The following is a 12,516-nucleotide window of genomic DNA, read 5'->3' as shown; positions in this document are numbered from 1 at the left end:
ATCATTCGTCGGGTTGTGCGTTGTTGGCGCCGAGTGCCGCGGTGTTGATGGCGGTGCCGCCCATCCCGGCTGCCGCGGTGGCGATACCGATACCCGCGCTGTGCCGGGCCGCCGGCCGCTCCGGCGGCTTCGGGGCGGGCAGGGGCGCTGCCGGCAGGTGATAGTGCTGAACCAGCACCTGCTCTTCGTCCGGGGTGATGCCTTCGCGTGCACGCAGATTCGGTGCGTGCTTGATGGTGTCCTTGTCCACGGCGACGGTCACGGCATTGCGGTTGCAGTGCGCACCCGCGAGCGGAACGAACGCAGAGGACAGGCCGAACAGCCCATGGTTGACGGTGACCCACTTCGGCTCGTGGGTGTAGGCGTCGACGAAAATCTGATGGATCTTGCCGATCTTGTGACCGGTGACGTCATACGCGGTCGCACCGACGAAGTGCTGCGCCGTGCTGGTCATGAACTTCTCCTCCATCTGGGGAACGATCATCCACAGATCGGGTAGCCGCCTTGACCCCGCGGCTAAACATCACCAGGTCAAGCCCCGTTGTTGGGACCTCCGGAGTTCGCGCCGGGGATATCGGTGATGGGGAAATTCGGCATCGGTGCGGGCGACGGCGTGGCGGGCAGCGCGGGAATCTCGGCGGCCGGCAGGTCGGTGAGAACGTTTGCGGGTGCCCCGTTTTCGCGGCTGCCGTAGCTGGACCCCGGTGCGCGCTCGCCGAGCAGATGGCTGACGGTCACCAGGTGGTAGCCATTGGCCTTGAGTACCGGGATGAATTGGTACACCAGATCGACGGTGGAGGAATAGGTGTCGTGAAACAGCACCACGGAGCCGGGCTTGATCTGAGTCATCAGCATGTAGCGGGTGGCGGCGGTATTGGCGTCGTTGAACCAATCGAACGGGATGACGTCCCAGTTGATGTCGGCCAGACCCTGCTTGGCCGCCTCGGCCAGCACCGCGTCATCGACCAGTCCACCCGCGGTGCGTACCAGCTTCGGGCGCTTCCCGGTGGCGGCCTCGATGGCGTCGCCGGCCTTGCTGAACTGTGCGGGAATGTCTTGCGGCGGAATGGCCGTCATGTTCGGGTGTTCCCAGGTGTGGCTGCCGATCTCCATGCCGGCTTCGGCGATGCGTTTGGCGCCTTCGGGATTGGCCGCGACCTTGTTGCCGATCAGGAAGAACGTCGCCTGGGAATCGGTGTCGGCCAGGATCTTCAGCAGCCGGTCGGTGTACGGGCCGGGGCCGTCGTCGAACGTCAGCGCGACGCATTTGACCTCGGCGCAGTTCACCACGTCGGGATCGTCACGGCGGATGTGGCCGGACAGCCCTCCGACGCGGGTAAACGCGCCGAAATCACTCAGATCAGGGCAGCGCGTCGGGGGTGATCTCCTCCAGCATCTCGGTGACGAGCGCCGCGATCGGCGAACGCTCGCTGCGCATCAGCGTGATGTGCGCGAACAACGGGTGACCCTTGAGCTTCTCGATGACGGCCGCCACACCGTCATGCCGGCCCACCCGCAGGTTGTCGCGCTGCGCGACGTCGTGGGTGAGCACCACCCGCGATCCGGCGCCCAGCCGGGACAGCACCGTCAGCAGCACGTTGCGCTCCAGGGACTGCGCCTCGTCGACGATCACGAATGAGTCGTGCAGCGAGCGACCGCGAATGTGGGTGAGCGGCAACACTTCCAGCATTCCGCGGCTCAGGACCTCTTCGAGTACCGCAGGGCTGGCGAGCCCTTCCATGGTGTCGAAGACGGCCTGCGCCCACGGCCCCATCTTCTCGCTCTCGCTGCCAGGCAGGTAACCCAGATCCTGGCCGCCGACGGCGTAGAGCGGCCGGAAGACGACGACCTTGCGCTGGGTGCGGCGCTCGAGGACCGCCTCCAAGCCAGCACACAGCGCCAGCGCAGACTTGCCGGTACCCGCCTTGCCGCCGAGCGACACGATGCCGATGGACTCGTCCTGCAGCAGATCGAGGGCGACGCGTTGTTCGGCTGACCTTCCCCGGAGGCCGAACACCTCGCGATCACCGCGGACCAGTTGCACCCGTTTGTCGGCGTTGACCCGTCCCAGTGCCGACGAGCTTCCGCCGAGCAGCCGAACTCCGGTGTGGCACGGCAGATCCCGTGCCGTGGCCAGATCCAGGTCGCCGTCGGCGAACAGGGTGTCGATCTCCTCGGCGGCCACGTCAAGCTCGGTCATCCCGGTCCAGCCGGAGGTGACGACGTCCTGGGCGTGGTATTCGTCGGCTGTCAGGCCCACCGCGCCCGCCTTGACGCGCAGCGGGATGTCCTTGCTGACCAGGGTGACGTTCTTGCCCTCGGCCGCGAGGTTGGCCGCGCAGGTCAGGATCCGGGCGTCGTTGGTGTCGGTGCGGAAGCCCACCGGCAGCACGGTCGGATCGCTGTGGTTGAGCTCGATGTGCAGGACGCCACCGTGACGGCCGACCGGGATCGGCTGATCCAGCCTGCCGTGTTCCAGGCGTAGGTCGTCGAACAATCGCAAGGCTTGTCGGGCGAACCAGCCGAGTTCGTGATGGTGCCGTTTGGCTTCCAGCTCGCTGATGACCACGAGAGGGACAACCACCTCATGCTCGGCGAACCGTGTGCATGCCCAGGGATCGGACAGCAGCACGGAAGTGTCGAGCACGTAGGTCCGGATCGGCGAATCGGTCACGAGGCGCTCCTAGACCTCCGCGGCCCCGCGGAAGCTTTTCGGCGGGCACCGCGGTACCTAGGACCGGGGCCGGCCCCGTTCTCGCGAAAAGATCGGTACCGCCCGGACAGCAAAGCAATTCGCTAGCCATCGGAATGGACGCTACTCCCGGTCCGCGCAGTGCGCTTGGCAGGCGCGCCGGGTCAACCGGCACAACAGGTTACGCGCGCGTGAACTCTCGTAACACTGGTTCCTCGGACAGGTCCCAGGCGGCGATCAGGTCGGCGACGACGGCCCGCCGTGCGGCCTCGTCGAAGATGCCCGCGGACCCCACGGAGGCCACCTTGTCGGCGTATGCGTCGATATCGCTACCGACCGCGCCCAGCACCGCGGCCCGGGCGGCGACGGCCGCTGCGGTCTCGGTGCGTGCCGTCTGCGCCAGGTGGGCGACGAGGTTGGCGAAGAACACCGCGTGGCGCTCCTCATCAGCGGCGATCTTGCCGATCAGGCCCTTCAGCGTGGGCTCGGTGATCTGAGCTTCCAGATTGCGGCAGAACACCGCATTCGACCGCTCGAAGAACGCCAGGTTCACCAGCGTGTCGATCTGGGACAGCGTGTCGGCGCGGTAGCCCTTCATGACGTGCTCGACGCGCACGTCCTCATTGGCCGACGGGTCGACCTCGCGGGTGACGACGAGGTAGTTGCGCAACGCGATGGCGTGCAGGTGCTCCTCGGCGGTCCAGCGGCCGATCCAGCGGCCCCACTTCTTGTCCAGGATGAAGTGCTCGACGATCTCGCGGTGATGCGCGGCGAGGTTGTCCTTGGTGATGAGCAGGATCTCGCATGCGTCGGTGACCGGCTTGGGCAGCGTCACATCGGACGGGTCCCAGTCCTTGCCGCCCAGGAACGCGAAGTTCTCGCCTTGGTCGAACGGGACGTAGTCGTGGCCGTACCACGGCTCTTCCGTCGCGAGGTGGCGAGCCAGGTTCTCGGCGACAACAGGCTCCAGCTCGAGCGTCAGCGTATTGGCAACCGGCGGCGTTTTCTCTGCCATGAGATAACTGTAACCCTCGTACACATGTTTCTCGAAATTGCCGGCGACGTGTCGCTCTCCCATGCTCAGAGCGTCAGCCCCGGGTACAGCGGGTTGGCGGCCAGCAGCTCGGCGGAGGCGGCCTTGACCCGGTCGGCGGTGCCGTCGGCCAGCTTGTACTTGGCCTTCGACGAACCCTCCACCGAGGTGTTCGTGAGCACGTCGACCACCAGTTCGGCGACGCGGTCGAAGTCCTCGCCGCCGAAGCCGCGGGTGGTCAGCGCCGGGGTACCGAACCGGATGCCGCTGGAGTACCAGGCCCCGTTCGGGTCGTTGGGGATGGAGTTGCGGTTGGTGACGATGCCGGCGTCCAGCAGCGCGGACTCGGCCTGCCGACCGGTCAGGCCGAACGAGGTGACGTCGAGCAGCACCAGATGGTTGTCGGTGCCGCCGGTGACCAGTCGGGCGTCCCGCTTGAGGAAGCCGTCGGCGAGCGACTTGGCGTTGTCCGCGATGCGCTGGGCGTAGTCGCGGAACGAGGGCTGGCGGGCCTCGGCCAGCGCCACGGCCTTGGCCGCCATGACGTGGCTCAGCGGTCCGCCGAGCACCATCGGGCAGCCCTTGTCGACGGCGGGCGCGTACTCCTCGGTGGCCAGCACCAGGCCACCGCGCGGGCCGCGCAGCGACTTGTGCGTGGTCGTGGTGGTGACGTGCGCGTGCGGCACCGGGTCCTCGTCACCGGTGAACACCTTGCCCGCGACCAGGCCGGCGAAGTGCGCCATGTCGACCATCAGGGTGGCGCCCACCTCGTCGGCGATCTCACGCATCTTGGCGAAGTTCACCCGGCGCGGGTAGGCCGAGTACCCGGCCACCAGGATCAGCGGCTTGAACTCACGGGCGGCCGCGGCGACGGCGGCGTAGTCGATCAGGCCGGACTGCGCGTCGGTGCCGTAGCTGCGCTGGTGGAACATCTTGCCCGAGATGTTCGGCCGGAAGCCGTGGGTCAGGTGGCCGCCGGTGTCCAGCGACATGCCCAGCAGTCGCTGGTTGCCCAGCTTGTTGCGCAGCGTCTCCCAGTCCGCCTCGGACAGGTCGTTGACGTGTTTTGCGCCCAATTCGGCCAGGCCGGGGGCCTCGATGCGGGTGGCCAGGATGGCCCAGAACGCAACCAGGTTGGCGTCGATCCCGGAGTGCGGTTGCGCGTAGGCGTAGGGCGCACCGAACAGTTCCCGCGCATGCTCGGCGGCCAGCGCCTCGACGGTGTCGACGTTCTGGCAGGCCGCGTAGAAGCGGTGCCCGATGGTGCCCTCGGCGTACTTGTCGGAGAACCAGGTGCCCATGGTCAGCAGCACCGCCGGGGAGGCGTAGTTCTCGCTGGCGATCAGCTTCAGCGAATCACGTTGATCGGCAAGCTCTTTGCGGGTTGCGGCGGCAATCCGGGGCTCGACCTGCTCGATGACCTGCAAGGCGGCCCGATAGGCCTCGCTGGCGGTGGCGGCGTAGTCGGCGCCGAGTGCGCCGACCGTCGAATCTGCAGTCATGCCCGTAAGAGTATCGCCCCACGATCAGGCGGATTACCGGGGCGAGGCGGCCCTAACCCACCCGCAGAGCGGACGGGATCAGCGGTTCGTCCAGCAGTCGGCCGAACCGCTCGGTGAGCGACACCTCGGCCGGTCGGGCATCCAGCCACCCGCGCAGCAGCCGATAACCCTCGACGTAGGTGCTCGTGTATGCGCGCCACAGCGGAGAGGACAGGAACTTCAGCATCTGCCGGGCCCGGCTCTCGGAGGTCAACAGCCAGGTGGACAGGTAGGCGACCACCTCGTCGACGTCGCGGTGCTCGTCGTGCAGCATCAGTGCGGCGTCCTGGCGCACATCGGCCAGCGCCGCCGAGGCCTCCGAGACGGCTGCGGCCCGTTCACCGTCGAAGCGCAACCCGAGGTCGGCGTAGATTTCCGCCGCCCACGGGCCCCACTGCGGGCCCACCACGGCGTACAGCGCCAAGTCGGCCAGACCCTCGGCCATCAGGCACTGCGGCGTGTTGACCAGGAAGATGGTCTGCTCGGCCTGCCCGTCGCGTGCCACCAAGCCTGCCTCTTTCCGGCAGTGCTCGGTGTGGTGGCCCGGGTAGGACTCGTGGGCCACCAGCCGCGGCAGGTTGGACATCTGCTGTTTGAGATCGGCGTTGACGGCCACGGTCGACGTGTAGTCGCCGAGGTAGTAGTTGAACCCCGACCACGGTTTGTCGGTGACCACCTCGTAGTTGACGGTCTCGGTGTCGGGCAGCGGATAGGTGGCCCGCACCTTGTCCCGCAGCGCCGAGGAGAAGGCGTGGATGGCCTCCTCCAACCGGGCGGGTGGGATCTCTTCCCCGCTGCGGTAGGCGTGCATCCGGTCGGCCAGCGACCCACTGCCACCGACCGCTTCGTCGAGCTTGCGATGCGCGTCGCGGTAGCGCTGCGGGTCCCCTTTGGCGATGTCCACGTCGAAATACTCGCGGACCTCCTCGACGAACCCGACATCCTCGCCGGCGAACTTGCGGCCCGCGCAGGCGAGCGCCTTCAGGTGCGCCGCGAGGTAGTCCGCGCGCGGCCCGTCCAGACCGCTGCCGGGGACCTGCGACAGCAACCGCTGGGCCTGGCGCGCCAGATCCGCCGGGTCCGGTGCGGCCTCGTCGGCCACCCGCTTGCGCAGCCGCGGGTCGCCGGTGAACGAATCGACGTAGCCCTCCTCGACCCGGTCGAAGCGCAGTCCGAGAAGCAGATATTCGTGGATCAGGGCCTCTGAATCCGTACCGGCGTCCATGACCTCAACCGTAGATGTAAGACTGACGACATGCCGCGGCCTAGTGAGCCGAGCCCATATGTGGAGTTCGACAGAGCCCAATGGCGCTCATTGCGCATGGCCACGCCGCTGGCGCTGTCCGAGCCGGAACTGCGCAGCCTGCGCGGCCTCGGCGAGCAGATCGACCTGCTCGAGGTCGAAGAGGTCTACCTGCCGCTGGCCCGGCTGATCCATCTGCAGGTCGCCGCACATCAGCTGCTGTTCGCCGCCACCTCGGAATTCCTCGGCGAGCAGACGCCGGTGAATCCGGTGCCGTTCGTGATCGGTGTGGCGGGCAGCGTCGCCGTCGGAAAATCCACCACGGCCCGTGTGCTCAAGGCGCTGCTGGCCCGCTGGGACAACCACCCGCGGGTGGACCTGGTGACCACCGACGGCTTCCTCTACTCCAATTCTGAGCTGCGCCGACGAAACCTGATGCACCGCAAGGGTTTTCCGGAAAGCTACGACCGGCGCGCACTGATGCGGTTCGTGACGGCGGTCAAATCCGGAGCCGATGTCGCGTGCGCCCCGGTGTACTCACACCTGCTGTATGACATCGTGCCCGGCGAGAAGCAGCTGATCCGCCAGCCCGACATCCTCATCCTCGAGGGTCTCAACGTGCTGCAGACCGGGCCGGCGCTGATGGTCTCGGACCTGTTCGACTTCTCGCTGTACGTCGACGCGCGCATCGAGGACATCGAGGGCTGGTACATCTCCCGGTTCCTGTCGATGCGGGCCGGCGCCTTCGCCGACCCGGCCTCGCACTTCCACCACTACTCGACGCTGACCGACGATCAGGCCGTGTTCGCCGCCCGCGACATCTGGCATTCGATCAACCGGCCCAACCTGATCGACAACATCCTGCCGACCCGGCCGCGCGCAACGCTGGTGTTGCGCAAGGACTCCGACCACTCCATCAACCGGCTGCGGCTACGCAAGCTCTGATCTACGCTCCCAGCCGCCCCAGTCCTCCCCGGAGAACACCAGGCCGTCGGCAAGGGCGAAATGTTGCAGAAAGACCTGCAGGGCGGGCTGCATCTGGACGTGCAGCGCGGTCATGGCGTCGACGATGTCGGGCGTCATCGGGTCATACCCGGCCGGTTTCTGCGCCGGGATCAATCCCAGATGCAGCGCCATCTCCAACTGATAGAAGGTGAAGTCGCCGTAGGGCCGCTTGGGATCGGCACCCGGGATCTCCTCGTCGAGGTACGGGTCCGACAGCTCCCAACTCATCTTCGCCAGCAGCGCGCGGTGCGCGTCGGTGAACACGAAGCCGCACTCCTCCGGCAGTTCCTCGACGAAGAACGAGCATTCGTGATCGGCGGACGGGCGACCGTACAGGTAGGTGCCCGACGGGCAGGTGCCGAACTCAGTGGCGATACGCAGCAGGTGCACGTCGTCGGGCTCCGGTTCCCAGTCCGGCCCGAAGCACGGCGCCCCCACCTCGGTTCCGTCCCAGCCCACTCGGACGGTTCGCAGCCGGTCGGTATGACGTTGCCCCCATTCGATGTCCACCCCTCCCAGTGTGCCGAGCGGTCGCAAATGCCCGCGTCAGAGGCGGCGCAACCCTGCGTACTGCACCGCGCCGATGACCGCGGTGTAGAGCGCACCACCGAACAACAGCACGTAGCCCCAGGTGGTCAACGGCCAGATCCCTGCCTCCGCCAGCCCGACGAAGCCGACGGTGAAGAGCGCGTTGGCGGCGATGGTGCCGATCGCGCCGGGCCGCACCCGATCCCGGCCGGCGAGCCAGAACACGACCACGCCGTACGTCAGGAAGAACACGCCGAGCCCGTACTCGACGGCGACCGGCACTCCGGTCAGCGCGGACAGCTGGCCGGCGGCAGCCACGAACGGGATCCCGGCGATCCCCACGAGCACCGCGTCCAGGCGCATCGCGAAACGGAGCAACCCATCCTTGGTGGCGGGAGCTGTGATTGCGGTCATCGAGCGTTCCTTCCTACTTGGGTGAGAGGACAGACCGGTGCGGGGGCATCACGCCAACCTCTAGCGGGACGACCCCGCACCGGGTTCGAAGGGAGTCACGCCAGACGGCGCACTCCGAGGTACTGCAACCACGCGCAGCTGAGCGTGGCCAGCACGACCGCCAGCGTCATCAGGACGCCCGCGGTGGTCAGGGGCAGAACGCCGGCGGCCAACACTGCGAGTGTCACGACGGCGATCAGCACGTTGGCGGTGACGACACCGACACCGACGCGGCGCAGTCCCTGCACCGCAGCGAGCACTTGGAGCAAGGCGCCGTAGAGCACCAGCGCGGCACCGGCTATCCATTCCGAGGCGGCCGACAAGCCCGACAGCCGCGACAGTGGGTCGGCGGCCACCGCGATCAGCAGGCCGGTGCCCGCGCAAACGGTCGCATCGGCGCGCATCACGAACCGCAGCAGCGAATCCGTACTGTCCGACAGCGGTCGCCGGGTGAGTGTGATGGTCATGTCGGGCTCCCTCTTCGTTGAGGTTCTGGACACCCCCAACACTGCGGAAAAGCCGCTGCCAGATCTGCACCCGTCGCTGCCAGACGCTGCCAACCGCAGGTCACGCCGATGCGGCCGAGGGACGAGGCCGAGGAGAAGTGACCTCATGGGCACCGCTCAGGCCGTATGCACGACCTGCCCGCCGCGCAGGTCGGCGGCGATGACGCGCGCCGCCGCGTTCTGCCAGTTGTGCAGGGACCGCTGCGGCACCTCTGTCACCAGCCACTGCCAGGCCTGGCGGGCCACCGGGTCCAGACCCGACGCCGTGGCGTTCTGGGCGTACGCCCGCACACCCGCGACGTACGGGAAGTACAGCGAGTTGTAGTGCCGCCACTGCTCGCTGGTGCCGAAGTCGCCACCGTCGCGCGGTTTGAGTGCGGCGATCCGGTCAGCGAGAAGAGCCTTGAGTTCGTTGGCCCGTTCCAGCGGCTGGTCGGGTGCCCCGCGGGCGGCCAGCCGGGCATCGATGGCCGGGAGTGCCGTGAGCGGACTGGCCACGAGTTTGGACAGGTCCCCGTAGTGGCCCAGCGCGCGGCGGGTCAGCCGGGCGAACGCATCGTCGTCGACGCGGTCCAGCGGGTGCTCCGAACGCAGCGGCAGGGCGGCCTCGGTGCGGCGCAGCGCGGCGCGATCGGCACGCAGCGCCGGGGAGCGCGAGAACGTCACCCGGTCCAGCAGTCCGGCCAGCGGATCGGCGAGAACGTTGATGGTGATGGCGATCGCGACGCTGGTGAACAGCAGGACGGTCAGCGCGGTCTGGGCGGACGGACCAGCCACGGCCAGCCCGACGAGTGCCTGTGCGCCGAACACGACTGCCACCACGGACGTCGCCGCGAACGAGCGCAGCATGTCGGCCCGCAACGCCTGTCCCTCGTCGAACGCGTCGGACAGGGCGACGGCCACCCCGAGCAGGGCCACGTCGAATCCGGTGGACGCCAAGGCAAGCCAGCTCGGCACCAGTCCCAGCGGGATGACCAGGATCGCGTTGCCGAGCGCGAAGAACAAGGTGGCCACCAGGACGAAACGCACCACCGGCACGGGCTGCACGGGTCGCAGCGTCGTCGCCGCCATCGCGCCCAACGAGGACACCGACACCGCCGCGAACATCACCCAGTGCCCGGCCCGCAGCGGCCCTTCGACAGTGCCCGCCATGGCGGCGCCGGTGAAGGCGACCGCAGCCACGGCCGCGACGACCGCGACCTCCCGGGCCCGGCCGGCCGGGTTGTCGTGGGGCCGGGACAGTTCCAGCAGCACCGCGAACCAGAAGACGCCGGGCAGCACCACCAGGTACACCTCGACCTGCCCGAGCAGCTCCGAGTCGGCGACGACCCGCACGGCGTCCAGCGCGACGACGGCAGCGAAGCTGGTCAGTCCGGCCGCGGCCAGCGCCAGCACGGGCTTCCGTGGATTGCGGGCCAACAGATACAACCCGAGCCACCAGCTGAGCGCGAAGACGACCGCCGACAGCCCGGCCATGACGGCCTAGATGCCGTGGCGCCGGTGGCGCCGGGTGTAGTCACGCAACGCGCGCAGGAAGTCGACGCGGCGGAACGCCGGCCAGTGCGCCTCGGTGAACCACATCTCCGAATAGGCGCTCTGCCACAACAGGAATCCGGAGAGACGTTGCTCACCCGAGGTGCGGATCACCAGATCGGGATCGGGTTGCCCGGAGGTGTACAGATTCTCCGAGATCGCGTCGACGGTCACGGCCTCGATGAGTTGCTCGGCGCTCGCCCCCTCGGCCAGTTGCTTGCCGAGCAGCGCGCGCACCGCGTCGGCGATCTCCTGGCGGCCGCCGTAGCCGACGGCGACGTTCACGTGGAAGGAACCGGGTCCGCTACTGGCGGTTCGCGCCGTGCCGTCCACCGCTTCCCGCAGCCTGCGGGCGGGTTCCTGGCCGAGCAGTTCGAGGTCGCCGACGGTACGCACGCTCCAGCGATTGGCCGGGGCGCAGATCTCTTCGACGACGTCGGTGATGATCTCGATGAGCGACGACAGCTCCTCCGGGTCGCGCCCGAGGTTCTCCGTGGACAGCAGGTAGACGGTGGTCAATTCGATTCCGGCCGCCTGGCACCAGCGCAGCATCTCGGCGATCTTGGCCGCGCCCCTGCGGTAGCCGTAGCTCACATCGTCGTAGCCGGCATCCCGGGCCCACCGGCGATTTCCGTCACACAGCACGGCGATATGCCGAGGCAGTTCCGATTTGGACCGGAGCAACTCGTTGCGCAACCGCATCTCGTACAGCCGGTACGCCGGCTCCTTGAGACGCGGCGGAATGATCTCCACGAAAATCAGACTACTGTGGCGACCAACATCCCCCATCCCAGTTAGTGGAGGTGAGATGAGCCAAACGAGAAGCGAAGCGGGATCGCGCAGTAGTGATCCGGCTCCGATCGACGCCACCAAGCCATACCGATCCGCGGCGCAGCCGTTCGACGATCCCGAGGATCTGCCCGGGGCCGTCGCCGAAGGCGTCGCCCAGTTCCTGGGCAAGCCGCGCGCCCGCGGCTGGATCCACGTCTACTCCGCGATCGTCGCTTTCATCGCGGGCGCGGCGCTGGTCTCGGTGTCGTGGTCGCTGCAGGGCACCCGCGCCGGCCTGGCGACGCTGCTCTACACCTTCACCATCGTCGCGATGTTCGCCGTCAGCGGCACGTACCACCGGGTGACCTGGAAGTCGCCGGACACCCGCAAATGGATGAAGCGCGCCGACCACTCGATGATCTTCATCTTCATCGCGGGCAGCTACACCCCGTTCGCCCTCTTGGCGCTGCCGTCGTCCAAGGGCATGGTGCTGTTCTGGATCGTGTGGGGTGGCGCCGCGGCCGGCGTCCTGCTCAAGATGTTCTGGCCCTCGGCTCCGGCCTGGGTCGGGGTGCCGTTGTATCTGCTGCTGGGCTGGGTGGCCGCGTGGTTCATCGGGCCCATCATGGACGGCGCGGGCGTCGCGGCGGTGGTGCTGCTGATCGTCGGCGGTGCGCTGTACAGCATCGGCGGGGTGCTCTACGGGGTGAAGTGGCCCAACCCATGGCCGACGACGTTCGGGCATCACGAGTTCTTCCACGCCTGCACCGCGGTCGCGGCGATCTGCCACTACATCGCAATGTGGTTCGCCGTCTTCTAGCGAAATCGCTCAGTGGCTGGTGACGTTCTCCGGGCCCCAATAGGCCTTCATCGACGTGATCTTGGCGTCCGAGTCGAACGTCATGACGCTGATGATCTCGATGCTCATCCCGGTGCCGTTGCCGAAGTCCAGTGCCAACTGCCAGTAGTAGGCCGCCTCGTGGCCGAGCGCGCGCAGCGTGTGGATCTCGGTCTTGCCCTTGACGTTCTCGATGTTCGCGTAGAAGCCGCGGATCGCCTGGCGGCCGATGTGCACCTCGCCGCCCACCGGATCCTCCAGCGTGGCATCCGAGGTGTACAGCTCGGCAACCTCGTCCGGCGCGCCCTTGGCGACCAGCTCGAGGTAGCGATGAACGGTGGCGGTGATCTGCTCGGGAGTCGGCATGCGCCGC

At 67.8% G+C, this 12,516-nt stretch carries 14 protein-coding genes; 2 read left to right on the top strand and 12 right to left on the bottom strand.

The window, feature by feature from the left end; all coding sequences use genetic code 11:
* Nucleotide 1: 1 nt before the first annotated feature.
* The 6 genes from AC1DY7_RS30135 to AC1DY7_RS30110 all read right to left on the bottom strand — a co-directional run bounded on the left by AC1DY7_RS30135 (nt 2) and on the right by AC1DY7_RS30110 (nt 6,491).
* Nucleotides 2–454, bottom strand: coding sequence for a PRC-barrel domain-containing protein (locus AC1DY7_RS30135; RefSeq protein WP_477497422.1), 453 nt, complete (start codon nt 452–454; stop codon nt 2–4).
* Between the two features lie 77 nt (nt 455–531).
* Nucleotides 532–1,359, bottom strand: coding sequence for a polysaccharide deacetylase family protein (locus AC1DY7_RS30130; protein WP_477497454.1), 828 nt, complete (start codon nt 1,357–1,359; stop codon nt 532–534).
* A gap of 1 nt (nt 1,360) precedes the next feature.
* A complete protein-coding gene (locus AC1DY7_RS30125) occupies nt 1,361–2,674 on the bottom strand; it encodes a PhoH family protein (RefSeq protein WP_477497421.1) in 1,314 nt (437 codons plus the stop codon).
* A 199-nt stretch (nt 2,675–2,873) separates the two neighbouring features.
* The gene (locus AC1DY7_RS30120; RefSeq protein WP_477497420.1) at nt 2,874–3,707 is read right to left on the bottom strand and encodes an acyl-ACP desaturase; all 834 of its coding nucleotides are present in this window, start codon (nt 3,705–3,707) and stop codon (nt 2,874–2,876) included.
* 65 nt (nt 3,708–3,772) lie between these two features.
* Nucleotides 3,773–5,227, bottom strand: coding sequence for a glycine hydroxymethyltransferase (locus tag AC1DY7_RS30115; RefSeq protein ID WP_477497419.1), 1,455 nt, complete (start codon nt 5,225–5,227; stop codon nt 3,773–3,775).
* A 52-nt stretch (nt 5,228–5,279) separates the two neighbouring features.
* The gene (locus AC1DY7_RS30110; RefSeq protein WP_477497418.1) at nt 5,280–6,491 is read right to left on the bottom strand and encodes a DUF885 domain-containing protein; all 1,212 of its coding nucleotides are present in this window, start codon (nt 6,489–6,491) and stop codon (nt 5,280–5,282) included.
* A 30-nt stretch (nt 6,492–6,521) separates the two neighbouring features.
* On the opposite strand from AC1DY7_RS30110, the gene coaA reads away from it, so the two are divergent.
* Complete coding sequence (gene coaA / locus AC1DY7_RS30105) at nt 6,522–7,454, top strand: type I pantothenate kinase (RefSeq protein WP_477497417.1); 933 nt, start codon at nt 6,522–6,524, stop codon at nt 7,452–7,454.
* Here the strand turns inward: coaA and AC1DY7_RS30100 are convergent.
* The 5 genes from AC1DY7_RS30100 to AC1DY7_RS30080 all read right to left on the bottom strand — a co-directional run bounded on the left by AC1DY7_RS30100 (nt 7,440) and on the right by AC1DY7_RS30080 (nt 11,287).
* Nucleotides 7,440–8,024, bottom strand: a complete 585-nt coding sequence (locus tag AC1DY7_RS30100) for a hypothetical protein (protein ID WP_477497416.1) — start codon at nt 8,022–8,024, stop codon at nt 7,440–7,442. The two genes, coaA and AC1DY7_RS30100, sit on opposite strands and share 15 nt — an antisense overlap.
* Before the next feature lie 36 nt (nt 8,025–8,060).
* Nucleotides 8,061–8,456 (bottom strand): hypothetical protein, encoded by a 396-nt coding sequence (locus tag AC1DY7_RS30095; protein ID WP_477497415.1) that lies wholly within the window; start codon nt 8,454–8,456, stop codon nt 8,061–8,063.
* Between the two features lie 95 nt (nt 8,457–8,551).
* A complete protein-coding gene (locus tag AC1DY7_RS30090) occupies nt 8,552–8,962 on the bottom strand; it encodes a hypothetical protein (RefSeq protein WP_477497414.1) in 411 nt (136 codons plus the stop codon).
* Between the two features lie 156 nt (nt 8,963–9,118).
* The gene (locus AC1DY7_RS30085) at nt 9,119–10,477 is read right to left on the bottom strand and encodes a hypothetical protein (protein WP_477497413.1); all 1,359 of its coding nucleotides are present in this window, start codon (nt 10,475–10,477) and stop codon (nt 9,119–9,121) included.
* Between the two features lie 6 nt (nt 10,478–10,483).
* On the bottom strand, nt 10,484–11,287 hold the full coding sequence (locus tag AC1DY7_RS30080; RefSeq protein ID WP_477497412.1) for a (2Z,6E)-farnesyl diphosphate synthase: 804 nt from the start codon (nt 11,285–11,287) through the stop codon (nt 10,484–10,486).
* A gap of 55 nt (nt 11,288–11,342) precedes the next feature.
* On the opposite strand from AC1DY7_RS30080, the gene trhA reads away from it, so the two are divergent.
* Nucleotides 11,343–12,125, top strand: a complete 783-nt coding sequence (gene trhA / locus AC1DY7_RS30075; protein ID WP_477497411.1) for a PAQR family membrane homeostasis protein TrhA — start codon at nt 11,343–11,345, stop codon at nt 12,123–12,125.
* A 9-nt stretch (nt 12,126–12,134) separates the two neighbouring features.
* On the opposite strand, the gene AC1DY7_RS30070 is transcribed toward trhA, so the two are convergent.
* Nucleotides 12,135–12,509, bottom strand: coding sequence for a nuclear transport factor 2 family protein (locus AC1DY7_RS30070; protein ID WP_477497410.1), 375 nt, complete (start codon nt 12,507–12,509; stop codon nt 12,135–12,137).
* Nucleotides 12,510–12,516: the final 7 nt, after the last annotated feature.

It is taken from the genome of Mycobacterium sp. P2_H7 (assembly GCF_056403275.1).
This window is presented reverse-complemented; position numbering and strand designations above follow the sequence as displayed.

Coding starts and splice junctions, on each gene's coding strand:
- AC1DY7_RS30135 (WP_477497422.1), bottom strand. CDS start 454: ATGACCAGCACGGCGCAGCACTTCGTCGGTGCGACCGCGTATGACGTC.
- AC1DY7_RS30120 (WP_477497420.1), bottom strand. CDS start 3,707: ATGGCAGAGAAAACGCCGCCGGTTGCCAATACGCTGACGCTCGAGCTG.
- AC1DY7_RS30115 (WP_477497419.1), bottom strand. CDS start 5,227: ATGACTGCAGATTCGACGGTCGGCGCACTCGGCGCCGACTACGCCGCC.
- AC1DY7_RS30110 (WP_477497418.1), bottom strand. CDS start 6,491: ATGGACGCCGGTACGGATTCAGAGGCCCTGATCCACGAATATCTGCTT.
- coaA (WP_477497417.1), top strand. CDS start 6,522: ATGCCGCGGCCTAGTGAGCCGAGCCCATATGTGGAGTTCGACAGAGCC.
- AC1DY7_RS30095 (WP_477497415.1), bottom strand. CDS start 8,456: ATGACCGCAATCACAGCTCCCGCCACCAAGGATGGGTTGCTCCGTTTC.
- AC1DY7_RS30090 (WP_477497414.1), bottom strand. CDS start 8,962: ATGACCATCACACTCACCCGGCGACCGCTGTCGGACAGTACGGATTCG.
- AC1DY7_RS30085 (WP_477497413.1), bottom strand. CDS start 10,477: ATGGCCGGGCTGTCGGCGGTCGTCTTCGCGCTCAGCTGGTGGCTCGGG.
- trhA (WP_477497411.1), top strand. CDS start 11,343: ATGAGCCAAACGAGAAGCGAAGCGGGATCGCGCAGTAGTGATCCGGCT.
- AC1DY7_RS30070 (WP_477497410.1), bottom strand. CDS start 12,509: ATGCCGACTCCCGAGCAGATCACCGCCACCGTTCATCGCTACCTCGAG.